Source organism: Rhodohalobacter sp. SW132 (assembly GCF_003390325.1).
In the GTDB taxonomy this organism is placed as follows: Bacteria; Bacteroidota; Rhodothermia; order Balneolales; family Balneolaceae; genus SW132.
The window spans coordinates 497563-520503 of the sequence record NZ_QUOK01000001.1 but is presented as its reverse complement, the minus strand read 5'-3'; the positions used below and the strand labels follow the sequence as shown (position 1 = coordinate 520503).

The 22941-nt window shown below is 46.2% G+C and carries 19 protein-coding genes; 12 read left to right on the top strand and 7 right to left on the bottom strand.

Annotation, left to right across the window (positions count from 1 at the left end):
- The 4 genes from DYD21_RS02255 to DYD21_RS02240 all read left to right on the top strand — a co-directional run bounded on the left by DYD21_RS02255 (window position 1) and on the right by DYD21_RS02240 (window position 3527).
- Window positions 1-468: a cytochrome c oxidase subunit II gene (locus DYD21_RS02255; protein ID WP_116031604.1), complete on the top strand. Its 468-nt coding sequence runs from the start codon at window positions 1-3 to the stop codon at window positions 466-468.
- 9 nt (window positions 469-477) lie between these two features.
- On the top strand, window positions 478-2187 hold the full coding sequence (locus DYD21_RS02250; protein ID WP_116031600.1) for a cbb3-type cytochrome c oxidase subunit I: 1710 nt from the start codon (window positions 478-480) through the stop codon (window positions 2185-2187).
- Between the two features lie 12 nt (window positions 2188-2199).
- Complete coding sequence (locus DYD21_RS02245) at window positions 2200-2817, top strand: SCO family protein (RefSeq protein ID WP_158551381.1); 618 nt, start codon at window positions 2200-2202, stop codon at window positions 2815-2817.
- Window positions 2818-2975: 158 nt separating this feature from the next.
- Entirely contained in the window at window positions 2976-3527 is a 552-nt protein-coding gene (locus DYD21_RS02240) for a plastocyanin/azurin family copper-binding protein (protein ID WP_116031593.1), read from the top strand.
- A 210-nt stretch (window positions 3528-3737) separates the two neighbouring features.
- On the opposite strand, the gene DYD21_RS02235 is transcribed toward DYD21_RS02240, so the two are convergent.
- The 7 genes from DYD21_RS02235 to DYD21_RS02205 form a co-directional block, all read right to left on the bottom strand.
- Window positions 3738-5114 (bottom strand): hypothetical protein, encoded by a 1377-nt coding sequence (locus DYD21_RS02235; protein WP_116031589.1) that lies wholly within the window; start codon window positions 5112-5114, stop codon window positions 3738-3740.
- The gene (locus DYD21_RS02230; RefSeq protein ID WP_116031586.1) at window positions 5111-6301 is read right to left on the bottom strand and encodes a 1-acyl-sn-glycerol-3-phosphate acyltransferase; all 1191 of its coding nucleotides are present in this window, start codon (window positions 6299-6301) and stop codon (window positions 5111-5113) included. The genes DYD21_RS02235 and DYD21_RS02230 overlap by 4 nt, the downstream gene beginning before the upstream one ends.
- Window positions 6302-6774: 473 nt before the next feature.
- Entirely contained in the window at window positions 6775-9228 is a 2454-nt protein-coding gene (locus tag DYD21_RS02225; protein ID WP_199535448.1) for a zinc-dependent metalloprotease, read from the bottom strand.
- 171 nt (window positions 9229-9399) lie between these two features.
- Complete coding sequence (locus DYD21_RS02220; protein WP_116031583.1) at window positions 9400-9888, bottom strand: ankyrin repeat domain-containing protein; 489 nt, start codon at window positions 9886-9888, stop codon at window positions 9400-9402.
- A 359-nt stretch (window positions 9889-10247) separates the two neighbouring features.
- Window positions 10248-11666 (bottom strand): sodium:alanine symporter family protein, encoded by a 1419-nt coding sequence (locus DYD21_RS02215; protein WP_116031580.1) that lies wholly within the window; start codon window positions 11664-11666, stop codon window positions 10248-10250.
- A gap of 471 nt (window positions 11667-12137) precedes the next feature.
- Window positions 12138-12602, bottom strand: coding sequence for a DinB family protein (locus DYD21_RS02210; protein ID WP_116031576.1), 465 nt, complete (start codon window positions 12600-12602; stop codon window positions 12138-12140).
- A 4-nt stretch (window positions 12603-12606) separates the two neighbouring features.
- On the bottom strand, window positions 12607-13287 hold the full coding sequence (locus DYD21_RS02205; protein ID WP_116031572.1) for a MarC family NAAT transporter: 681 nt from the start codon (window positions 13285-13287) through the stop codon (window positions 12607-12609).
- Between the two features lie 142 nt (window positions 13288-13429).
- Here DYD21_RS02205 and DYD21_RS02200 point away from each other — a divergent pair, with 142 nt between their 5' ends.
- The 8 genes from DYD21_RS02200 to DYD21_RS02165 all read left to right on the top strand — a co-directional run bounded on the left by DYD21_RS02200 (window position 13430) and on the right by DYD21_RS02165 (window position 22895).
- Window positions 13430-13885 (top strand): GAF domain-containing protein, encoded by a 456-nt coding sequence (locus DYD21_RS02200; RefSeq protein ID WP_116031567.1) that lies wholly within the window; start codon window positions 13430-13432, stop codon window positions 13883-13885.
- 66 nt (window positions 13886-13951) lie between these two features.
- On the top strand, window positions 13952-15385 hold the full coding sequence (locus DYD21_RS02195; protein ID WP_116031564.1) for a CCA tRNA nucleotidyltransferase: 1434 nt from the start codon (window positions 13952-13954) through the stop codon (window positions 15383-15385).
- 41 nt (window positions 15386-15426) lie between these two features.
- Window positions 15427-15684 (top strand): SemiSWEET transporter, encoded by a 258-nt coding sequence (locus DYD21_RS02190; RefSeq protein ID WP_116031560.1) that lies wholly within the window; start codon window positions 15427-15429, stop codon window positions 15682-15684.
- Between the two features lie 14 nt (window positions 15685-15698).
- Window positions 15699-16574: a 4-(cytidine 5'-diphospho)-2-C-methyl-D-erythritol kinase gene (gene ispE / locus DYD21_RS02185; protein ID WP_116031557.1), complete on the top strand. Its 876-nt coding sequence runs from the start codon at window positions 15699-15701 to the stop codon at window positions 16572-16574.
- Window positions 16575-16677: 103 nt separating this feature from the next.
- Complete coding sequence (locus tag DYD21_RS02180) at window positions 16678-19137, top strand: glycogen/starch/alpha-glucan phosphorylase (protein WP_116031555.1); 2460 nt, start codon at window positions 16678-16680, stop codon at window positions 19135-19137.
- Between the two features lie 86 nt (window positions 19138-19223).
- Complete coding sequence (locus DYD21_RS02175; RefSeq protein WP_116031552.1) at window positions 19224-20132, top strand: mechanosensitive ion channel family protein; 909 nt, start codon at window positions 19224-19226, stop codon at window positions 20130-20132.
- Between the two features lie 139 nt (window positions 20133-20271).
- Window positions 20272-21693 carry a dihydrolipoyl dehydrogenase gene (lpdA, locus tag DYD21_RS02170; protein WP_116031550.1) on the top strand — a complete coding sequence of 474 codons (1422 nt, stop codon included), beginning with the start codon at window positions 20272-20274 and terminating at the stop codon, window positions 21691-21693.
- Window positions 21694-22199: 506 nt separating this feature from the next.
- Window positions 22200-22895, top strand: coding sequence for an energy transducer TonB (locus tag DYD21_RS02165; protein ID WP_116031549.1), 696 nt, complete (start codon window positions 22200-22202; stop codon window positions 22893-22895).
- The last annotated feature ends 46 nt before the right edge of the window (window positions 22896-22941 follow it).

The following is a 22941-nucleotide window of genomic DNA, read 5'->3' as shown; positions in this document are numbered from 1 at the left end:
ATGGATAAATCAGAAAAGCTTGCCCTGACCCTGAGTGCTCTCCTGCTGGGAGTGTTTTTTGCGTCAATCATCTATGCATCTACAGCAAAAGATATCGACGTGCCAACCTGTATCACCGATTTTGATCCGTTTCTGCGCGATACGCTGTTTCAAACCGGGCCTGATACATACGAATTACAGATGGTTGCCCGGATGTGGGCATTTGCGCCTTCCACAATTCGCCTTCCGAAGGGTTCCACTGTCGACTTATACGTAACCTCACAGGATATCATCCATGGATTTAAGGTGGAACGCAAAAACCTGAACCTTATGGCGGTTCCGGGTGCAATCAATTATATGCGGGTAACCTTCGATGAAGCGGGCGAATATCTGTTTGCCTGTCACGAATTCTGCGGCGCTGCTCATCACACTATGGCCGGCAGATTTATTATCGAAGAAGGAATTGACGAACCTGAAACTGAGGATTAGGGGAAATAAATGATTACAAACGACTACTCTTTTCGGTTTACAAAGTCATCAAAATATCTGAATGCAGTCTTGCTCATCATTCCGATGGTTCTGCTGTTTATCGGGGTTTATGGCGGCTTAATGCAAACCCTGTTTCGCGCAGGTATTGTTCAGAGCGATCCGTTCGTGGGCGGAGATTACTACAAAGGGCTCACATTCCACGGGGTACTTAACGCAATTGTATTTACTACATTTTTTGCCGTAGCACTGGGAAATGCTCTCGTGCCGTATTCACTCAGAAAACCATTAAATAGTAAAATAGCCTGGTTATCGGGTATTTTAATGCTCGTTGGATCGGTTCTTGCCGCTGTCTTTATTTTGATGGGTGAGGCAACGGTACTTTACACCTTTTATCCGCCACTGAAAGCTCACCCGATGTTTTATGTGGGGCTGACGCTGCTTGTGGTTGGTTCGTGGGTTGCCGCCTATAACTGGGTGCCGATGTATCTTGAATGGCGCCGCGAAAACAAAGGTAAGAAAACGCCGCTGGCGGTTGTTGGAATGTTTACCACGTTTATTATCTGGTTCATTGCTTCACTCGCCGTTGCCGTTGAAATTCTGTTTATGCTTCTGCCGTGGTCACTCGGACTCGTAGATGAAATAAACGTGATGCTGGCCCGGACGCTGTTCTGGTTTTTCGGCCATCCACTGGTATATTTCTGGCTGTTACCGGCTTATGTGATGTACTACGTGTTTATGCCGAAAATTGCCGGGGGTAAACTCTATTCTGATATGGCAGGCCGTCTGGTTTTTATGATGTTCATTTTGTTTTCCATTCCGGTGGGTACGCATCACCAGTACATGGATCCGGCTATCGGCTCTCAATGGAAACTTCTGCACGGTATCTTTACATTTGCAGTGGCCCTTCCAAGTTTGATCACAGCATTTACAATCGCAGCCTCACTTGAACATGCCGGGCGCCGAAAAGGAGCGACAGGACTCTTCAACTGGATGGGTAAACTACCCTATTTCGATAAAAACAAATGGCTGTTCGCCTACCTGATTACGGGTCTTTTCATTTTTGTATTTGGTGGTATCGGCGGGATTATCAACGCTTCTTACCAGATGAATACCGTAATTCACAATACGGCGTGGGTACCGGGTCATTTCCACTTAACGGTTGCCGGACCGGTGCTGCTGGCATTTCTCGGGGGAAGTTTATACCTGATCGGTCAGTTCATGAATAAGAAAATCCGGCTGAAAGGCACGGCGATGATCATGCCGTACATTTATACAATTGGTCTGTTCATTATGTCGTACGGTTTGAAAGTTGGCGGATTGAAGGGCATGCCGCGACGAACAAACACCGGCGCTTCCTATGCAAATCCTGATAGTTTGCTGTATCAGCCCGATTGGATGTTGTACATCGATCTGACCGTTATCGGCGGAGTGATTATGTTCATCGGAATTGTGATGTTCATCGCATCCTTCTTCACAACGGTGTTTTCGAAGAGTGAACCCGGCACGGTTTCAGAAGATGGCAGTGTGGAAGTGACTTTCCCGATATCAGAGTCGCTGCATGATGAAGAGGCAAAATGGCTCAGAAACTTTAAGCCATACATCATCATTGCAATTATTTTGATTGTACTGTCTTACGCGCCGGTAATTTATGATGTGCTGCAGGCAACTTATGGCGGTTCACTTCCATATTCACCAGATAGTCCGGTTCCACTCAGATAATTGATGCAGGATATGAGTTTTGATGCAGATCGAAAATTAAAAAAACGGGTACAGCTGGCACTATTTCTCGTGCCGGTTGTACTGATTTCAGCCTGTGACCGGCTATCGGTTCAAAAGTCGATGGCCGGTTCTGAGTATACTATGTTTGATCAATATGGCGAGAAGATCAGCTTTCCCGATTCATATCAGGGCAAAGTAATGCTCGTGGGTTATGTGTATACGCACTGCCCGGATATTTGTCCTTTGATCACGTATAATATGCGTGATATTCAGGATGAATTTAAAGGCCGGGAAGAGCTGATGATGGTGAGCATTTCGTTTGATCCGGAACGTGATTCACCTGAAATTCTGTACGATTACGCAAATAATTACAGGCTCGATCAATCCAACTGGCGACTTCTAACGGGAGACCGAAAAGTGATCGACCAGGCATTGAATGATCTCGAAATCAGAACGCTGAAAACTCCAACACGATTCACCGATGACGGACGCCCGCAATATTTTATTGATCACACCGATAAAGTGACATTAATCGACAGGAGCGGGAATATTCGGAATACATACCCGGGGAGTGAAATGAACACCGAAGAAATTGTTGACGATATTCACACGCTGTTAATGGAAAATTGATAGTTTAGCGTGAATGATGATAAATTAGAACGTGTTTTAGCAGAAAGATGGGAACAAACAAGGTAACTTTTTACTACCTTTCTGTAAATTAAAACACTGTTTTTAAATAGTTTCACAGGAATAGCTAATAACTCAAATTCAAAAATTCAACCATACCAATGAAAAACGTAATATTAAGTTCACTACTACTTTCTATGGTGTTTTTACTTGTCGCTTGCGGCGGTGAAGATACTACGGAACAAGCACAGGAGACCGCCGCTGCAGATGATGGAGTACGCACCATTGAAGTTATTGGTACTGATGATATGAGATTTGTTGTTGCTGAAGCCCAGGATGGCCTGGTAACTGGTGGCGCTGCAGGACAGTACATTCAACTTGAATCAATCGAAGCTTCACCCGGGGAAGAAATCAGAATTACTCTTCGAACGGTAAGTAATCTGCCTGCGTCAGCAATGTCGCACAACCTTGCAGTTCTAACACTGGATGCGGATACAGAAGCTTTTGCCAGGGCATCACTCCAAGCCAGAGATAACGATTATATCGCACCGGAATATGAGGACTGGGTAATTGCAACAACCGCAATGCTTGGTGATGGCGAATCAGATACCATTACATTTACCGTGCCGGATGAAACCGGTGAGTACGACTACATCTGTACATTCCCTGGCCACTTTAGCGGCGGAATGGTTGGTACGCTCATTGTGAACTAATCCATAATAACTTTTACTGAGATTCAATTTAAAGCCCGGATGGCAGTAGCTATCCGGGTTTTTTTATTGGCATCGGAGAATGGTTTTCCATATTGGATGCCATTAAAAAACATGGAAAATTAATTGTGATACGTCCGAGTTACAAAACTACTGAAATATCGAATATTGAATGACAAACGCTGAATTTCGAATGTGGCACTTCAACATTCATCACTTCTCTCCATTCAAATAATATAATGCTGTCAGTAAGAGCACCAGGTAGGCAGCCATCGCCAGGAGAACCATTCCAAACCCTGTGCTCACATCGCTGAAATAGTGCACCGGCGCGTTAATCAGCAGCAAAAGCGGAAAACCGAGCAGAAGTGCCAGGCCGCTTCCATACACCAGGTTATAGCTGACGGGAGACTGCATCCGCTCATCCAAAATACGCAGCAGCAGAAGCCCCGATTGTAATGTTCCGGTCATATTCCCGTAAATAGCTACGGTACGTTCCAGCTGAAAATCGGCAAATAGTGAATTGCATAATCTCCGGATCATCCACCAGGTAGCAGCAATCACGCTGATGGAAATCAGCAGCAGCGGAAACCAGTACATCCCAACGACAGCCAGGCTGATTGCGGCAATGGAGGCGGCGATCATCAGATCCATAAATAAATTGGAGATACGGGTCATTGTGATATCATCAACGAGTATGGATTGTCCGGTAACATCGATGAATCTGCGAACGGCAAGTGCGATAATTGCTGCAAAAACAAAGTGAAATGACCAGAGTGTTGAGGCTTCATTTTCAGCTCCGAGAAAAACCAGGCCGGCTTCAAAAATTTTCATGCATCCGTAAGTGAGCAGGTATGTGCCTCCAATTAATCCTATGTGGAGGGAGAGTGATTCAAGAATGCCGGAGTGTGACGTCAGCCGGCCGGCATCAGCAGAATCTTTTTTCAGGCTTGCCGGATCAGACTTCTGTAGTTTTTCAGATGATTCTTTGTCAATATAGGCTGCCTGATCCTTTCGGATACCGTTTTTTACCATCCATACTCCGGTGGTATATGCACAAAGAAACCCAATTGCTGCAAAGGTGAGTCCAACGATTCCGCCAGATTCAAATCCGTACGCCTGCCAGTTCTGGCCAATTGTATAAGCGATACCGGGATTCATGCCAAATGCCAGCGGCGAAAGAAGACCAATTCCGGCAAAGAGATCGGGCATAATAGTGAAAATGAGTAAAAATGCGATGATCAGACCGATAATGCCCTGCACAAGGTATGTGCAGATAAATAGAATTCCTGTTTTTACGGATGATAGCCCAATTTTTTTTCTGGGTGCCCGAAGACTGAGGCCGATAAACAGCAGGGCAAGCAGATGGTAAACGTAAATACCGAGGCGCTCTGATGTGAGATCGATCCAGCCGAGTCCGTTTCCGGCTAAAACCAGCCCAAGCGCGCCGCCGATGAGGTTGGCGGGAATCAGGTATCGGCGGAACAGAGAGATTCTGTTTCTCAACAATAACCCGGCAACCAGGAGCAGCCCGAGCCAGGCAAAATCGAGGAAAAAGCGGCCGGCGGATATATCAGCTTCCCAGAATATCAAAAAGTCTCCCTCACGGTCTGTTCACCCTCTTTAAGCCGAAGGATATAGTTTTTCCACTGTAAAGCGCTTGTATCATTGAACTCCACCTGGAAAATATGCCGGCTGGATGTAACGGTAATTTTATGATTCTGTTCAACGGATAGATACTGAACATCTTCCAGCGGAATGGTAAATCGGTCTGATCCGGTGGAGATGAAAATATGGTTTTCTTTCAGTTCTGTGTATCCGCGTCCGATGTGTTTGAGCTGATGTGATTTGTCGATTTTAAATAGGTTGGAACCCCAATCCTGCAGAATCACAGAATCCCGGGCGGCCCCGATCGGCATCCTGCCAATTTTTGCAAATATTTCGGGAAGCGAATGAGAAATGCCTTGGGGGTCGATCAGCCGTGATTCCGTATCCATCGTAAAAGAGAGATTTGATGTTCGGCTGTAAACTGATCTGCCGTCGGGTGAAAAAATCGAGCCGGAAACGCCGCTTTCGGGGCATCGATAGAGAAACCGGCTGATACCCGATGCAGGTTTGTAAGCGGAGTGAATACGGACTGTATCAGGCGGTGAATATTCATCAAAGGCGATTTTTTCTTTACAGGATGCAGCAAACGTTTCGTAGTCATCAAAATCTGAGGGGAGCATCGGTTTCATCCAGCGAATTTCGATGGTGCTTTTTCTCAGGTAGTCCGCCCAGCGCGGCCAGGAGAGATATGATCCGTGAATCTGCACCGGGTGCACCGGGATTTTCATCTTCCAGAAAAGTTTTAGAGTGGTTTCGATCACCGGCTTTGGTTTTCCATCCCACCGCCGGCCGCCTTCCGGGAAAATGACAATCATGCGACGATTATCGATCATCCGGATTACATCCCGCACAATTCCCGGCTCCGGTACGTATTTACTTGTGGGAACAATCCCGATGCTGTCCATGAAAATTCTTGGGATCGTTTTGTGAAACTGATCGCGGGTCATGACACCGGCGGTCGGTTCGGCTGTCATATCCAGGTTCAGGAAAAAAGGGTCGAAGTAGTTGCTGTGATTTCCATAAATAAAACAGGGCCCGGTTTGCGGCATGTTTTCCGGGTTGGTAACAACAGGTGAAAAAAGAAAACGCGAAACCGGGATAATGGTTTTCCGCATAAACGGAAACGTGATACCCGATATGTTTCGCTCATTTTTCTTAAATGTAAAAGCCATTAGCGCTGCTTAATCATAAATGGTTTATTCTCCTGATACTTTTGAACGGACAAAAGTATCCAAAACCCGCCGGGCTGGTGATTCCTTCAGTCGGGATTTGCGGTCCGTTTTGCGACGTAAAAACAAAGGTCCATATCACTTCGTGACAGTAATCATCGATTTGGCCGGTAGTTTTTACAAACATCGCATGCACTCCCCGCAAACCAAGCACCTCCTTCAGTAATCAAAGGCCGGAAGAATTACACAATCGACACAATATCTATCGCGCAAAAGTATATTAGGTTTCATTTGGAAGATAGTTATCAAAGTTAGTGACATTGCCTTCAAAAGGGACACTTGTTGAAAAATTCATATACAGATAAAAACTAATAGGTTTCAAGTTGATTTCTCGATGGCTCTGTTTCGGTGTATTTCATTACTCAGAAATTGTATCCGCATCAAATCAAAGAACCATCGATGCCGTACTATACATTTCAAAAAGTGCACGAAACGGGCAGGTGGAATCCCCCGCTGCCGATTGGCGCTCCCGGCGGAGTGTAAGGTGCTTCTGGCAGTTCGAATGTATCAGGGTCAAACACAAACGACTCAACCATATCCGCAAGGTATTTGTAGTGTGCTTCCCAGGCCCGGGTGTCAGTATCGGCTCGTTTTCGAAGCAGATCGGTTGCCAGTTCTTCGGTATAAAGCGATGTGATGGCCCGTACATCGGGTGCGGCATCGGTATTTCCGGCAAGCTGAAGAAGATTTCTCAGTACGGCCACATTAATTGCCCGCTGGATAGATCCTTCATACCCGGTTTGATTGTCGGCAAAAAGGGTGGCGTCCAGCACAGTGTCGATGATTTCGCTGAGGCCGGGATAGGAACTGTTTCGGGCATGCTGATGAGCCAGCCGCGCGGCTCTGTTTTCATTGAAAATCAGCGAAGCGGAGTGATTTGCTGCAACCTCCGCCATGGCAACGGGATCAAGAATAGGATTTGTGTAACCCCGGAAATGTTCACGTGTTTGCGGAATCCGGGCGGGTCGCGGCGGAATCAAATCGGAAATATGTTCGGGGAGTGCCAGGACCTCTGGATCTAAAGTTTTCAATAGTACCTGAAGAGCATTCGTCTGAATCTCTCCATCGACAGTAACCGGACCGGGTTGCTGATCACCGCGCACAGAATAGCTGTAATCCACTCCGCCAAGCAGTTTAACAGTCGCTTCGGTTTGATACCGGTGATAGAGATAGATGGGTACCAGTACGTTTTCGAGATCAGACATCATTCGCCCCTCACGGATTGTATTTTCACCAAAATTTCGGAGCGCAATTTCCCGGATTTCAAGAATGTGATCGAGCTGTGCAATAGGATCGCTGCCGTACTCCCACAGGTGAGCATATGGATGTGCTCCGCCTTGCGGACGTGCCGCTTCATCCGAAATATACATCAGTCCCATATCGAGCGTCTCTTCGATAATATTGTTCAGTTCCTGCTCTTCATCCCTTCCGTCGGGGAAATCCTGGTATCCGTAGGCCACAGCGCGTTTATCCCACTCCCCGATACCGATATCATACGCATTTTCCAGGCTGAGGGTGCCATCTTCGCGGATGGTGGCCATCGGGTGCGGATAATCCATAACGGAGGCGAGATCGTCAACACTTGCGGCAAAGTTGTGTGCAATTCCGAGAGTGTGGCCAATCTCATGGGCGGAAAGCTGGCGAATTCGGTCGAGCGCCATATCAAGCATTTCGGGATCAGGTTCTTCCCCGTTTTCGTACGGTGAAAGCAGCCCTTCGGCGATCATGTAATCCTGCCTGACCCGCAGTGATCCCAGCAGCACATTTCCTTTGATGATTTCTCCGGTGCGCGGATCGATCACAGATGAGCCGTAAGACCAGCCTCGCGTTGAGCGGTGTACCCAGTTAATGACGTTGTAGCGAATGTCGAGCGGATGGGCATCATCAGGTAAAATTTCTACGCGATAGGCATCTTCATAGCCGATCGCTTCAAATGCTTCGGCCCACCAGCGGGCTCCATCAAGCAGCGCTGTACGGATCGGTTCGGGAGTACCATTATCGAGGTAAAAAACAATTGGTTCAACCGCTTCGCTCATTTCTGCATCCGGGTCTTTCTTTTCAAGCCGGTGACGGGCGATGTAGCGTTTTGTGAATTCATCGCCGATAGGTGCGCTGTAATCCTGGTACGAAATGCCAAAGAATCCGGCACGCGGGTCAAATTTTCGCGGGGTGTAGTTATCATCCGGCAACTCAACAAATGAATGGTGCTGCCGTACCGTGATGGTTTCCGGTGTAGGCGTAACGGACCGGACCTGGCCGCCAGGGTTGCTTCCGGTAAATGTGAGGATCGTCTCGAACTCGCTGTTTTTTGGAAAATTGAAGGTACCGGGCAGATAGATGGCCGAGCGGCTTCCGTCAAGGGAGTAATTACCCTGATTTTGGCTTTGCAGCCGGCCGGTGACATCATGCGCATCCCGAAGCAGAAAATCCGTTGCATCCACTAAAACCCGGTCACCGTCTGTATGTTCAACATCAAAACCCCACAACACAGACTGTGCAAAAGCTTCTTCCACGGATTTTTGTTCCAGCTCGTTATCTGAACTGGCGCGAAAATCGTAATTGGGCTGAACCATCAGCACGCGAGGGCCAATTTTTTGGAATGTAACGATTCGCGAATCGCCAAGCTGACTCCGATCCAGTCCAATATCGTTCGAACCCATCCCGGCAGCAAGAGAATTTACGTAGAGTACTTCTTCATCAAGCTTATCGATCTCCAGCCAGATTTTTCCGGCTTCATCATCCCACCAAAAATTAAAATACCCTTCGTAAGCATCCATTTCATTCGTAAATGAATCGATGTCCGATTGAGCAAGTGAAGAGATAGTTGTGAGTAAGAACAGGAGGGGCAGCAGCAGTAATTTTAATTTCATAGGGCCTGGTGTAATGTTGAGGAGTTGACCAAAAGAAACAAAATTGTGCGGTTAGAAGGAAAGAGATTTTAGAAGGGATGTTTTAGATGGAGTTCCATCCGGGTGATGGAAATAAAAAAGCCTTGCTGCAATGAAGCGGCAAGGCTTTAGAAAGGTGTATTTAGTCAGTTATTATCTGCTGAATGATACACTGTTACTCACTTTCAGGAATTCGGCTATTGAACCGTGTCCGTTTCGCTGAGCAATTTGTGCTGCGCTGTACCCGGCACTGTTTCTCATTTCGGGATCAGCACCTGCGTTTTTCAGGTCCTGGACGATAGAGAGAATTCCGGTTTCTGATGCAATCATCAGTGCGGTGACGCCACTTTCGTTGCGCTTATTTACTTCAGGTTCGTGTGCCAGAATAATGTCAATCATTCTTGGGTTTCCGATCTTAGCTGCAAGCATCAGTGGTGTATTTCCTGCATCGTCAACGGTGTCGATAGCGGCACCTTCAGCGAGAAGTACATTCAGGCTGATAATGTCGATTTTATTTACTGCTTCGATGATATTTTCTGCAACAACAACTTCGTTTGTTCCACTGTTTTCTGCTTGTGCTGTATCTACAACAGCAAACATAGCAAACAGGGCTGAGATTATTGTTACGGTTAGCGTTTTCATAACTGTATTTGTTTTTACTCTTATTTTTCCCTGATTATTAAATTATGCCGGGTTTTTCTCAGGCATTTTTTTGTTGTATTTATCCGGCCTCTAAATTCGGTTGTTATAACGATTTAAAGATACGGAAGGTTTCGGCTGAAAAGGAGGGAATTCACCTTCTGAATAAAGTAATTCGGGGTGATGAAACGCAGTAAAAAAGTAATATACCGGATCCTAAATAATTAAGTAAAACCGCTTCCATTTCCCCGGTGATTAAAGTAATTACGCGGTTGCAAAGGGGTTTGGCAAAAATTATTTAAGTTTTTGTGCTAAAAAACTTATTTACTGTGCGTTGGTATACTACTTGAAATGGTTCACCATCAATAGTGATCAAAATCACCGCGATTTTTCCTTGCAAAATAATCGCGGGAGGCTTCCATCACTTTCGGTGCCAGCAGAATGGATGCGGTCATGGTTGGGATTGCCATCAGCGCAAAAAACCCGTCAATCAGGTTGATGACCATATCAATCGTAGTGATTGATCCGAAAAAGATGGTGAAGATGTAGAAGTAGTTGTAGTAGTGCTTGTTATGCGCGCCCGCCAGGAAGTTGAGGCATTTGGAGCCGTAGTAACTGTAGGTGAACATGGTGGTGATACTGAAAATCAGCACACAAAGTATCAGCAGATAGGCTCCAACAACAGGAACGCCCTGTTCAAAAGCAACGGCTGTCATGGTGATGCCGTCAACATCGGAGAGCTGCCAGGCTCCGGTCATGAGGATCGCGAGGGCGGTCATGGTACAGATAAGCAGTGTATCGATAGCGGGCTCGAGCATGGCTACCAAACCTTCGCGTACCGGCTCTTTGGTTTTTGCCGCACCGTGTGCCATCGCTTCCATCCCGATACCGGCTTCGTTTGAAAAAGCTCCTCGGCGAATTCCGTTTGAAATCACAACACCCAGTACGCCGCCGGCTGCCGCTTCGCCCGAAAAGGCATCCGTCACAATCAGCGAGAAATAATACGGTACATCAACAAGATTGTTGAAAATGATATAGAGAACAGTGAGGACGTAGATTACAACCATCAGCGGAACCAGGCGTGATGCCACGAGGCCGATCCGTTTAATACCGCCAAAGATTACGAGAGAGACCAGGATCACCAGGATAATACCAACAATGATATCCGAGAGCCTGAAGCCTGTTACGGTGAGTGCGGAGTCAGCCAGGTAAATGGTGTCATAGCCGAGCCAGCCGCGATCGGCAAGAATGGTGTCGCGAATAATTTGTGTAAGCTGGTTAGATTGGAACATAGGAGTACACCCAATGAGGCCGGCAAAACTGAAAAACATAGCAAGCGGCTTCCATTTTTTACCCAGACCTTCCACGATGTAGTACATGGGTCCGCCCTGAATTTTACCACTGGAATCTTTACCGCGATAGAGGATGGAGAGTGTACAGGAGAAAAATTTAGTGGCCATTCCCACAATTGCGGTAATCCACATCCAGAAAATTGCGCCGGGACCGCCCACGCCGAGCGCAATCGCAACACCACTGATGTTACCCATCCCCACGGTTGCAGCAAGTGCACTCGAAAGCGCCTGAAAATGGTTGATGTCACCGGGTGCATTCGGGTCGTCATATCTTCCGGTGAGAACTTCCAGGCCGTGTTTAAAGTGCCGGTACGGCATAAACCGGGAATAGAGAAGAAAGAAGATACCGCCGCCAACCAGCAGAAAGAGCAGGGGAGTTCCCCAGGCATAGTTGGCAAAATTAATTAAAATCTGTTCGAGTAAATCCAGAGCTGTGCCGTTTCGTTAACGTAAGTGATCAAGAAATTGAATCCCCAAGATTAATACAAATAAAAACTGTGCTGATTTATTTTCGGAACCTACTGTCGTGCCATGAATGTGTCGACGGAGATGTTTAGTGCATCTCTTCACCGGATGAATTCGTTTCATCCGGTGAATTGTCCGACCTTTATATTAACCAGTTCATAATCTTATAGAATAACATGTAGCCCTGTCCGCTCATCCGATGACGTGGAGTCAGCGGATGAGGAAATTTCCTTAATCCGCTGATTTTCGCAAAAAGGAATCAATTCAGTCAGGGCATATCAGCGATATTCCGCGGTCTACACAGCGGAAATCTGCGAAAAAAAGAGCTGAGATTGATCGTATAAATGCGAATGCAACTGTTTCTGTAATTGGGAAATGGATGATGTATTTCGTCCTGAATAATTTTTTAGACAGCGATGATTCAATTGTAAATTATCAGGTTCGCAAATAATGGATGTAATCAATCGATGGTGGTTTGATGCCCGAGCGGCTGAGAAGCAGCGATATCTGCGCCCGGTGATGCTGCCCGTGAAGTATCAGGTGCTGGCAAATTTCAGAGAATGAGTTTACGAAATTCACTCCGGCGCTGTTTTGGTATACAATCCGGGCATCCATATCCATATCGTGATCGCCAATGAGATCAATCCAGAGCTTGTGAACCGATTTTGCCTCCTGTTTGATATCGTCAATGGGGTATTCATGCCAGGGATCGGTATCTGCAGTTTTAATATCAATCACCCGGTTGAACCAGATGCGCTGTGCATTGATGATATGCGAGAGAAAAGCTGTTGTTGAAGCCTGCTCTCTGAATTCACCCGATTCACGAATAAAGTCGGTTAGTTTTCGTGAGCACCACAGATCAAAAATAAAAAGCTGCTGTATCGACTGACGGTTATCCATAGAATTAGACCCCGATGTTAAAATATTGCGAAATACCGCTCAGAATAAACTGTACACTAATAGCGAGTACGATGAATCCCATAAGGCGGGTCATGACATTCAGGCCTGTGTACCCGATATATTTTGCGGAAATCGGAGCAAGTCGTAAGAAGCCAAAAGTCGTAAGCACCACCAGGAAAATGGAGATTGCGTTTACCAGGTAATCTGTTGGAGAAGCCGCCTGTGATGCAAACCCAATCACAACAGCGATGCTGCCGGGCCCTGATAAAAGAGGCAGCGCCAAAGGGCTGAAGGAGATATCTTCTTTTTCGAGCGCTGCGGCTTCACCTTCCTCGGTTAATTTTTTACCCGGATCTTTTGGATTGAGCATTGAATATCCCGCTCTCATAATAATAAGTCCGCCGGCAATTCGCACACCCGGCAGGCTGATTCCGAAAAAACTGAGAACGTATGTGCCGATCAGCAGGAAAACAACCAACAGTGCAAACATGTATAAACACGATTTAAAAGCGGTGCGTTTTCGCTCCTCATGAGTAAATCGGTTGGTTAATGACAGGAATACAGGCATTGCGGCAAGCGGATTCACAACAGAGAATAATGAAGTGAAGCTCGCAACCAGCAAGGCAAATGCACCAATAAAGTAGGAGCTGGATTCCGGATTAAGATCTGTAAAAAATTCAAACATAGCCCCAAAGATAGAGAGCTTTGGTTGACTTTGAAATGGTCAATATCGGTTTGTGAAAATTTGTATTTTAACTGTTCTGTAGGAATTTTGAATCTGCGTGTCCCGGGACTTGGCATCGCAAAAATAATGTAAAACGGAAGTCATGGAAATCAACGCGATTTTAGAAGAGGCGAAATCTGCAATACAATCCGGAAAAAAGCGGGATGAAATTCTTCGCGACATAGCCGGGCTGCTCGATCGTAATGTAGATGTATTTAACTGGACAGGATTTTATCTCGCATCGGAAGAGGAAGATCGCATGCTGGAGCTTGGTCCGTATGTGGGCGAGTCTACAGATCACACAAAAATCCCCTACGGCAGAGGGATTTGCGGACAGGTTGCCGAATCGCACGAAACGTTTGTTGTGCAGGATGTTTCGCAAGCGGATAATTACCTGGCATGCAGCATGGATGTGAAATCCGAGATTGTAGTGCCGATTATGAAAGACGGCGAATTTGTTGCCCAGCTCGATATCGATTCGCATACCAAAGACGCGATCACTACCAAACACAAAGAACTATGTGAACAGATCTGCCGGGAGCTGGAATCCATTTTCTGATAAACTCCTTCCCGTTACAGACATCAGCCGGCAGAATGGCAATTTCTCAGCAGTATTAATTTTTTGATGGATAAAAATACTCAGATCGATATACCTCAACAACATACCACTCTCTTTAAAACGATCGGCAAAGCTGCGGATGAGCTCGATCAATCCGCTTACGTTGTGGGCGGATACGTTCGGGATGTTTACCTGGGCAGGCTCGATACAGATGATACAACCGATATCGATTTTGTAACGATCGGATCTGGAATTCAGCTCGCTAAATCGGTTGCGAAAAAACTCGGCTCAAAGGATGTTACCGTATTTAAAAAGTTCGGCACCGCGCAGGTAAAGCATAACGGGCTCGACCTGGAATTTGTGGGCGCCCGTAAAGAGAGCTACAGGCGCGATTCCCGCAAGCCAATTGTTGAAAACGGCACGCTGAAAGATGACCAGCTCCGCCGGGATCTTACAATAAACGCCCTGTCGTGGAGCCTGAACGAAGAGACATTCGGGCTGCTGCAGGATCCCTTTCACGGAGTGCAGGATCTGAAAAATAAGATCATCCGCACACCAATCGACCCGGAGAAGACCTTCGAGGACGACCCGCTCCGAATGATGCGCGCTGTGCGATTCGCTGCTCAACTAAAATTTACAATAGAGGATGAAACGTTCAGTGCCATCCAGAAAATGGCCCACAGGCTTTCAATTATTTCCAAAGAGCGAATCATTGAGGAACTGAATAAAATAGTTCTGACTCATAAACCCTCCTACGGATTCGAACTTCTGCTAAAATCAGGTCTCCTGGAGCAATTTTTCCCTGAGATGGTGAAGCTGCAGGGAGTTGATGTGAAAAACGGTCAGCGCCATAAAGATAATTTCTGGCACACACTGAAAGTACTCGATAATGTTGCAGCGGTAAGTGATAATCTCTGGCTTCGCTGGGCTGCAATCATGCACGATATCGCCAAGCCGCCTACAAAACGGTTTTCAAAATCGGCGGGATGGACCTTTCACGGGCACGATGCACTGGGTGCAAAATGGACGCCAAAAATATTTCGCAGACTTGGTTTGCCGCTCGATGACCGCATGAAATATGTGCAGAAACTGGTGCGCCTCCACCTGCGACCTATCGCTCTCGTTTCCGATGAGGTTTCAGACAGCGCCGTGCGAAGGCTGATCTATGAAGCGGGCGATGATATTGAAGATCTGATGACGCTTTGTCGGGCCGACATCACCAGTAAAAATGAGTGGCGGGTGCAAAAATACCGTAATAATTTCGACCGCGTGGAAAAGAAGATTAAAACGGTTGAAAAGAAAGACAAAATCCGGAACTGGACCAATCCAATCTCAGGAGAAGATATTATGGAGGTTTTTGATGTGAAACCCGGCCCAATCGTTGGAAAAGTGAAAGATAAAATCAAAAATGCAATATTTGACGGTGAAATACCGAATGACCGGGATGAAGCATATCAATATCTTCTGAAACTGAAAGAAGATGTCGGGGAAAAAGAGTAGGTTCATCCAACACAATTAACTGAAAGAAAACCGAAAAATTTATGGAGACATTTACAATTATCGGGCTGATGGCTGGGTTTTGTACCACCGTTGCCTTTCTTCCGCAGGTGATGAAAACATGGAAAACAAAATCTGCGAAAGATATCTCACTCGGCATGTACCTGATTTTTTGTACGGGAGTTGGGTTGTGGCTAACCTATGGAATTATGATTGGTGATTTACCGATTATTCTAACCAACGTAGTCACCCTGGTACTGGCGCTGAGCATTCTCTTTTTTAAACTGACATTCAAAGATTAGGTCTGAACGCAACTATGAGCAATAAACGCTGGATTGCTGATTCGTACGGAAAAATAAACCTGGGTCTTCATGTACTTGAAAAACTCCCGACCGGATATCACAGGATAGAAACCGGGTTTGCATTTATTGAATGGAGCGATCGCTTTGAAGTTCGTATTTCTGATGAATACGAATTAACAATAACCGGATCGGACATTCCAACTGACGGTACCAACTTGATTTCCCGGGCCTATAACGCTTTTAATACGTACGTTGGACTGAAGCGAAACTACCATTTTACCGTATCGAAGCAGATTCCCGCCGGGGCAGGATTGGGCGGCGGAAGCAGTAACGCGGCGCTGACCTTCAGGATGCTCAATAAAATGGAAGATGCCGGATTATCGGATGATGAAATTGTAGATCTTTGCAGAGATCTCGGCGCAGACATTCCATTTTTTGTATACGGAAAAACAGGTATTGGCAGCGGGATTGGTCAGGATATTGATTTTGCGGATATTCAGCCCGACGCCTGGATCGTAACGGTATTTCCCGGATTTGAAAGTTCAACGGCAGAAGCGTACCGGCACTGTGCTCCCAATCCCGACCCCGGATTTTCGCTGAAAGGCGTTCTTTTGGAAGAGCCGCTGGAAGAGTGGCAGTACTTGCTGCAGAACGACCTGGAACAGGCGGTGATACCGCAGCACGAAATGGTTGGGAACATCAAAGATCAGCTGCTCGATTTTGGTGCAGATTATGCAGCCATGAGCGGTAGCGGTTCTACAGTTTTTGGCATTTTTGACCAAGATTTTGTTGCAATTAATGCCTATGAATCGTTTCATGAACTGGGTTTGGCGAGTAAACTGACCCGCCCTAAGTTTCAGCCCGATTATGGAATTTATGTTAAAGAGTAGCCAAAAACCTGCAGGCCGGTATAAGCCTGTTTATTAATTGGATGGCAGATAAAGTTTAAAAGAATACATCACACAAACCGAATAGTTTTAGGATTTTCAAATTATGGCAAAAAAAACGAAGAGTAACATACGTAGCGGAATGGATGCGGATTCTTTCAGAGAAGATATCAAGCAGCATCTGAGGTACACACTGGCCAAAGACGAATTTTCAACGACAGGATGGGATAATTATCGGAGCGTGGTGCTCAGCGTGATGGACCGTCTGCACGACCGATGGATTGAAACTCAGCAGAGCTACTACAAACAGGATAAAAAAAGGGTTTATTACCTTTCCATGGAGTACCTGATCGGCCGGCTTCTGGATAACATGCTGGTGAACCTGGGTATGCAGGATGAAGCTGCCGAGGCAATGGAAGAGATGGGCCTCGATTATGATAAGGTCCGTAATGCTGAATGGGATGCGGGTCTCGGAAATGGCGGCCTGGGAAGGCTGGCGGCCTGTTTCCTGGATTCGATGGCAACGCTCGGCATTCCAGCTATCGGCTACGGAATTCGATACGACTACGGGATTTTTTATCAGTCGATCGAGAATGGATTCCAGATTGAAAAGCCTGACCTTTGGCTGCAATACGGAAATCCGTGGGATGTTGTCCGCCCAAAAATTCAGTATACCGTTCCTTTCTATGGCGATTCGGTAGCTTATCAGAACGAAAACGGGAATGTTCGATTCAAACTTGAGAATACGCACCCCGTGAAAGCTGTGGCTTACGATACGCCCGTTCCAGGCTTTAAAAACAATGTGGTGAATAACCTGCGCCTCTGGAAAGCGGAATCATCCTCATCAATCGACCTGAAGAGCTTTAACCAGGGTCAGTATATCGATGCTGTCCGGGATACACAGCTGAATGAAAATATTTCGAGGGTGCTCTACCCGAACGATAAAATGTTTGTGGGGCAGGAGCTCCGGCTGAAGCAGGAGTTTTTCCTGGTTTCCGCTTCTATGAATGATATCCTCCGCCGGTTCAAAAAAACGGAAGATGACTGGACGAAACTTCCTGAAAAGGTTGCCATTCAGTGTAACGATACCCATCCAAACCTGGCAATCCCGGAATTGATGCGCATTCTGATTGATGAAGAGGGCCTCGACTGGGATAAAGCGTGGGATATCACCGTAAAAACCATGGCGTACACTAATCACACGCTCATGCCCGAAGCGCTTGAGAAATGGCCCGTATCACTGATGAGAAATCTCCTGCCGCGTCACCTTCAAATTATTTATGAGATCAACCGAAGATTTTTGCAGAAAGTAAGTGCCGATATTGGTGATGACCGCGGCAAGATCAGCCGGCTCTCTATCGTGGGCGAAGGCGAGGATCCTGTGGTGCACATGGCATCACTTGGAATCGTCGGATCACACAAAATTAACGGTGTGGCCGCCCTACACAGTGACCTGATTAAGAAAACACTCTTCCGGGATTTTCACGATATCTACCCGGAACGGTTTACAAACAAGACGAACGGAATTACACCCCGGCGCTGGTTGCGGCAGTGTAACCGTGAACTGGCCGATCTGATTACTGGTGAAATCGGCGAGGGTTGGGTAACCGATCTCGATCAGCTTAAAAAAATCGAGAAGTTTGCAGATGACAAATCGTTCATGAAAAAGTTTGTTCAGATTAAACAGAACAACAAGCAGCGTATGGCCGATTACATCGAAGATAAGCGGGATGTGAAAATCAATACGGAATCCATGTTCGATATCCAGATTAAGCGGATTCACGAATACAAACGTCAGCTTATGCTTACGCTCTATGCGATCACACAGTACAACCGGATAAAGGAAAATTCCGATGGAGATTTCGTTCCGCGGACCATTTTGGTGGCTGGAAAAGCTGCTCCCGGGTATACGCTCGCTAAGTTGTTTATCAAGCTTATGAACGATGTTGGAGAGAAGATCAACAACGATCCTGATGTGGGCGATAAACTCAAATTTCTCTTTCTGGAGAACTACAGCGTAACACTGGCCGAGAAAATGATTCCTGCCGCAAACCTTTCGGAGCAGATTTCAACGGCCGGGAAGGAAGCATCCGGAACCGGGAATATGAAATTTGCCCTCAACGGAGCGCTCACAATCGGTACACTCGATGGCGCCAATGTTGAAATTAAAGAAGAGGTGGGCGATGAAAACATCTTTATTTTCGGAAATACCGTGGATGATGTAGACACTCTCCGCCGCGAAGGGTATAACCCGTGGGATTATTACAACTCCAACTCCGAACTGAAGAAAGCGATTGACCAGATTCGCGATGGATTCTTTAATTCCGATAAAGAACTTTTCCAGCCGATCATTGAGTCTCTGCTCGAAAAAGGGGATTACTTCCTGGTTCTGGCAGATTTCGAAGCGTATGTTAAGGAGCAGGGGGAAGTGGATGAACTCTTTAAAGATCAGAAAGAGTGGAACCGCAAAGCACTGCTTAACACGGCACGTGTTGGTAAATTTTCATCCGACAGAACCATCCGCGATTATGCTGAAGAGATCTGGGATGTGAAAGTTGATCGATAATTGGCACAAAACGTGCGGTGACTTTTCACTGAACAATAGCAGAATTATCTCCGGTCATCACGGCCGGAGTTTTTTAATATCAGACCATGGAATTGAATGAATTTCTGACGGCGTTGCAGGATTTCCTGAATATGCGCCTATTTGAGCTGCAGGAAACGCCGGTCACCATTATGTCGATGGTGATATTCCTGGTATTTCTGATATTTTTTCTGTTCCTGGGAGCATTCGTCAGAAAAGTACTGCACGGCAAAGTGCTCGATCGGTTTGAGATCGATCCGGGCCTTCAATATACGCTGGCCAGGGTTTCACAATACCTGATCGTTACCATTGGTGTGCTGATCTCTTTCCAGTTCGTTGGGATTGATCTGACCGGCCTCGCCGTTATTTTCGGGCTTCTGTCTGTGGGTATCGGTTTTGGCCTGCAAAATATCACGGCAAACTTTATTTCTGGTTTGATTGTGATGTTTGAGCGGCCGATCAGTGTTGGAGATCGTGTGGATGTTGCAGGAATTGAAGGTGATGTAACGGAGATCAACATTCGATCAACAAAAATCCGCACGCTCAATAATGTGTCGATTATCGTGCCGAATACGGAGTTTGTATCGAATAACGTAATCAACTACTCCCACGGCGAGCCTACTTTCAGGCTCGATATCAACGTGGGTGTATCATATTCGTCTGATCTGGAAATTGTTTTGAAAGCGCTGAATGAGGTAGCTGAGGAACATCCGCGGGTGATGAAAATCCCCGCGCACCAGGTGCATCTGATTGAATTTGGAGATTCTTCCTGGGATATGCAGCTTCGGGCCTGGATCTCGAATGTGAAAGACCGGTATATTTTAAGGAACGAGCTTCACCAGGCGATTGTGAAAAAGTTTGATGAACTGGATATCGAAATTCCATTTCCCCAGCGCGATCTTCATGTACGATCGTCCGTAGCCCTTCCGGTGGACTCAAAAAAGCGGGACGAGCATCCGCAGAAGGGAGCCAAATAAACGGTTGTTCTAATCACCCTGCAGATTTACTTATCTGATGTAAATCTCTTATTTTGAAAGACTAAATCAGAAAATCACGCAGACAAACAGCAACGAATGTCTGCCAATCGTAAACCAACTATTATAAATCACCGAACCGATGGCTAAAGAATTTGACGTTTGTGTAATTGGAACCGGGCCCGGCGGCTATGTAGCAGCAATACGCGCCTCCCAGCTTGGATTTAAAACCGCTGTTGTAGAGAAACGATCACTGGGCGGCGTTTGCCTCAATATTGGCTGTATTCCCACCAAAGCACTGCTGCGATCCGCTGAGGTTTTTGAATCGATCACCCACGCCTCCGACTACGGTGTGGATGTGAAAGATTTTTCAGTGAATTTTGATGGAATGATCAAAAGAAGCCGAAAAGTTGCCGACAAGATGAGTAAAGGCGTTCAGTTTCTTATGAAGGCGAACAACATCGAAGTTCTGAGAGGAACCGGCGTGTTTAAATCAGCCAAAGAACTTGCGGTGCAGGATGATAAAGGAAAAGAGAATGAGACGATAAAAGCAAAACATTTTATTATCGCAACCGGAGCCCGGCCGCGGCAGCTTCCAAACCTGGAGATTGACGGTAAGCTGATCATCGATTCAGAAAAAGCGATGCAGCTCGAAAAACAGCCGAAGAAATTACTGGTTATCGGTGCCGGTGCCATCGGAGTTGAGTTTGCCTATTTCTATAACTCTATCGGCACGGAAGTAACGCTTGTAGAGCTGCAGAAAACACTTGTACCTGTAGAAGACCAGGATGTTGGCAAAGAGCTGGGCAAGATTTACAAGAAAAAAGGTGTGAATATCTTTACCGAAAGCACTGTTGAGAAAGTTGAGAAGAAAGGGAAAGGAGCGAAGGTTACGATTAAGACTAAAAATGGCAAAGAAGAGATCGAAGTGGATGTTGTTCTCTCAGCCGTAGGAGTTACCGGAAATGTGGAGGATATCGGGCTGGAAGAAGCCGGTGTTGAGCACGAGAAAGGTGCTATTAAAGTTGATAAATCCACTTACAAAACTTCTGCAGATAATATTTACGCAATTGGCGATGTAATCGGTGCGCCGTGGCTGGCACACAAAGCATCACATGAAGCGACTGTTCTTGTTGAACAGCTTGCTGGTGAAAACCCGCACCCGATTAAGTATGATAACATTCCTGGTTGTACCTATTGTGAGCCGCAAGTCGCATCTGTTGGATATACTGAACAACAGGCAAAAGACGAGGGATACGATATTATGGTTGGAAAATTTCCATTTTCAGCCAGCGGTAAAGCTGCAGGCCTTGGCCATGAAGAAGGCTTTGTGAAAGTCGTTTTTGATAAGAAGTATGGCGAATGGCTTGGCTGCCACATGATCGGTTCACACGTTACAGAACTGATCGCAGAAGCAGTGGTTGCGCGGGATCTCGAGACCACCGGGCACGAAATCATTAGCGCAGTGCATCCTCACCCCACGATGAGCGAAGCGGTAATGGAAGCTGTAGCTGAAGCGTATGGCGAAGGAGTACATCTTGGTTCAAAGCCGAAGAAGAAATAATCAACCGATTTACATAGCGGATGAATTGTGAAAAAAGGCGGGTGAAAACCTGCCTTTTTTGTGTCCGGCTGCATTGAAATTCTATAAAATTGAGAGGGCAATCAAACCACTCATCCCCCTTAATAAAGAAGCTGTGCTCTCACAATGGAAAATCAATCCACCTCTTTTTTTACAGATTCTCGCTGATAAGTCCTGAATAAAAAGAATACTATCTGCTACAATCAGAGAAACTTTGCGCGAATAAATATATGGCAGAAATACACTTCATCCATTCTCGTTAGCAGACTCAACGTTTTAGATTGTAGTGCACTGGCTAATATTATAAAATGTATATTGCCATATTAAAAAACGGCTGCAAGATTCTATTCTGCACTTTTTTTATCTGATGATAAAGCGCTTTTCCAATTCTATCCTGCACCAAAAAACATATCTCCTTCATAATTTTATTATAGCTTTCTAATAAAGAAAACACCGAGATAAAAGGAGACGGTGACGGGAGGTTAACTATGAAAAAAGAAACAAAAAATAACGAAATCAGATTCACTAATCAGAGAAGACCGGAAGTAGATCTCCGGAGGTATTACACGATTTTTTTACAAATTGGATTGATACTTTCGTTAGCGATTTTGATTGGACTCACAAAAATTACGATCAAGCCATCAGGCCAGCAGGATATTGTTTTTCACGAGCAGGAAATTATTGAGATGGAGGAGATTATACAGACCCGGCAGCAGGAGAGGGTACCACCCCCACCGCGGCCGCCGGTTCCGGTTGCAGTGCCCAACGATGTGATTATTGATGATGTGGAAATCATGATCGATTCAGAGCTGAATCTCTTTAGTGACGGACATCTACCACCACCACCGCCCCCACAACGTGAAGATGCGGATGAACCGGAAGAGGATTTCTTCGTTTTCGTCGAGGATATGCCGCAGCTGAAAGGCGGTGTTTCCGCACTGCAGCAGGAAGTCCGCTATCCCGAACTTGCAGCTCGTGCGAACATTCAGGGGCGGGTCATTGTGCAGTTTATCATCAACGAGAAGGGTGAAGTAGAAAACCCCCAGGTCATTCGGGGAATCGGAGGAGGTTGTGATGAAGAAGCCCTTCGGGTTATAAGAAATGCGCAATTTACGCCGGGGATGCAGCGCGGCCGACCGGTTCGGGTTCAATATACCATGCCGATTACCTTTACACTTCGCTGATAAATACCTGGCAATCAGCCCGGTAAGATCGTTCACCTTTAACACT

Bases quoted from the DNA above. Each gene is read 5' to 3' on its own strand.
- DYD21_RS02255 (WP_116031604.1), top strand. From the start codon at position 1: ATGGATAAATCAGAAAAGCTTGCCCTGACCCTGAGTGCTCTCCTGCTG.
- DYD21_RS02250 (WP_116031600.1), top strand. From the start codon at position 478: ATGATTACAAACGACTACTCTTTTCGGTTTACAAAGTCATCAAAATAT.
- DYD21_RS02245 (WP_158551381.1), top strand. From the start codon at position 2,200: ATGAGTTTTGATGCAGATCGAAAATTAAAAAAACGGGTACAGCTGGCA.
- DYD21_RS02240 (WP_116031593.1), top strand. From the start codon at position 2,976: ATGAAAAACGTAATATTAAGTTCACTACTACTTTCTATGGTGTTTTTA.
- DYD21_RS02230 (WP_116031586.1), bottom strand. From the start codon at position 6,301: ATGGCTTTTACATTTAAGAAAAATGAGCGAAACATATCGGGTATCACG.
- DYD21_RS02225 (WP_199535448.1), bottom strand. From the start codon at position 9,228: ATGAAATTAAAATTACTGCTGCTGCCCCTCCTGTTCTTACTCACAACT.
- DYD21_RS02220 (WP_116031583.1), bottom strand. From the start codon at position 9,888: ATGAAAACGCTAACCGTAACAATAATCTCAGCCCTGTTTGCTATGTTT.
- DYD21_RS02210 (WP_116031576.1), bottom strand. From the start codon at position 12,602: ATGGATAACCGTCAGTCGATACAGCAGCTTTTTATTTTTGATCTGTGG.
- DYD21_RS02205 (WP_116031572.1), bottom strand. From the start codon at position 13,287: ATGTTTGAATTTTTTACAGATCTTAATCCGGAATCCAGCTCCTACTTT.
- DYD21_RS02200 (WP_116031567.1), top strand. From the start codon at position 13,430: ATGGAAATCAACGCGATTTTAGAAGAGGCGAAATCTGCAATACAATCC.
- DYD21_RS02195 (WP_116031564.1), top strand. From the start codon at position 13,952: ATGGATAAAAATACTCAGATCGATATACCTCAACAACATACCACTCTC.
- DYD21_RS02190 (WP_116031560.1), top strand. From the start codon at position 15,427: ATGGAGACATTTACAATTATCGGGCTGATGGCTGGGTTTTGTACCACC.
- ispE (WP_116031557.1), top strand. From the start codon at position 15,699: ATGAGCAATAAACGCTGGATTGCTGATTCGTACGGAAAAATAAACCTG.
- DYD21_RS02180 (WP_116031555.1), top strand. From the start codon at position 16,678: ATGGCAAAAAAAACGAAGAGTAACATACGTAGCGGAATGGATGCGGAT.
- DYD21_RS02175 (WP_116031552.1), top strand. From the start codon at position 19,224: ATGGAATTGAATGAATTTCTGACGGCGTTGCAGGATTTCCTGAATATG.
- lpdA (WP_116031550.1), top strand. From the start codon at position 20,272: ATGGCTAAAGAATTTGACGTTTGTGTAATTGGAACCGGGCCCGGCGGC.
- DYD21_RS02165 (WP_116031549.1), top strand. From the start codon at position 22,200: ATGAAAAAAGAAACAAAAAATAACGAAATCAGATTCACTAATCAGAGA.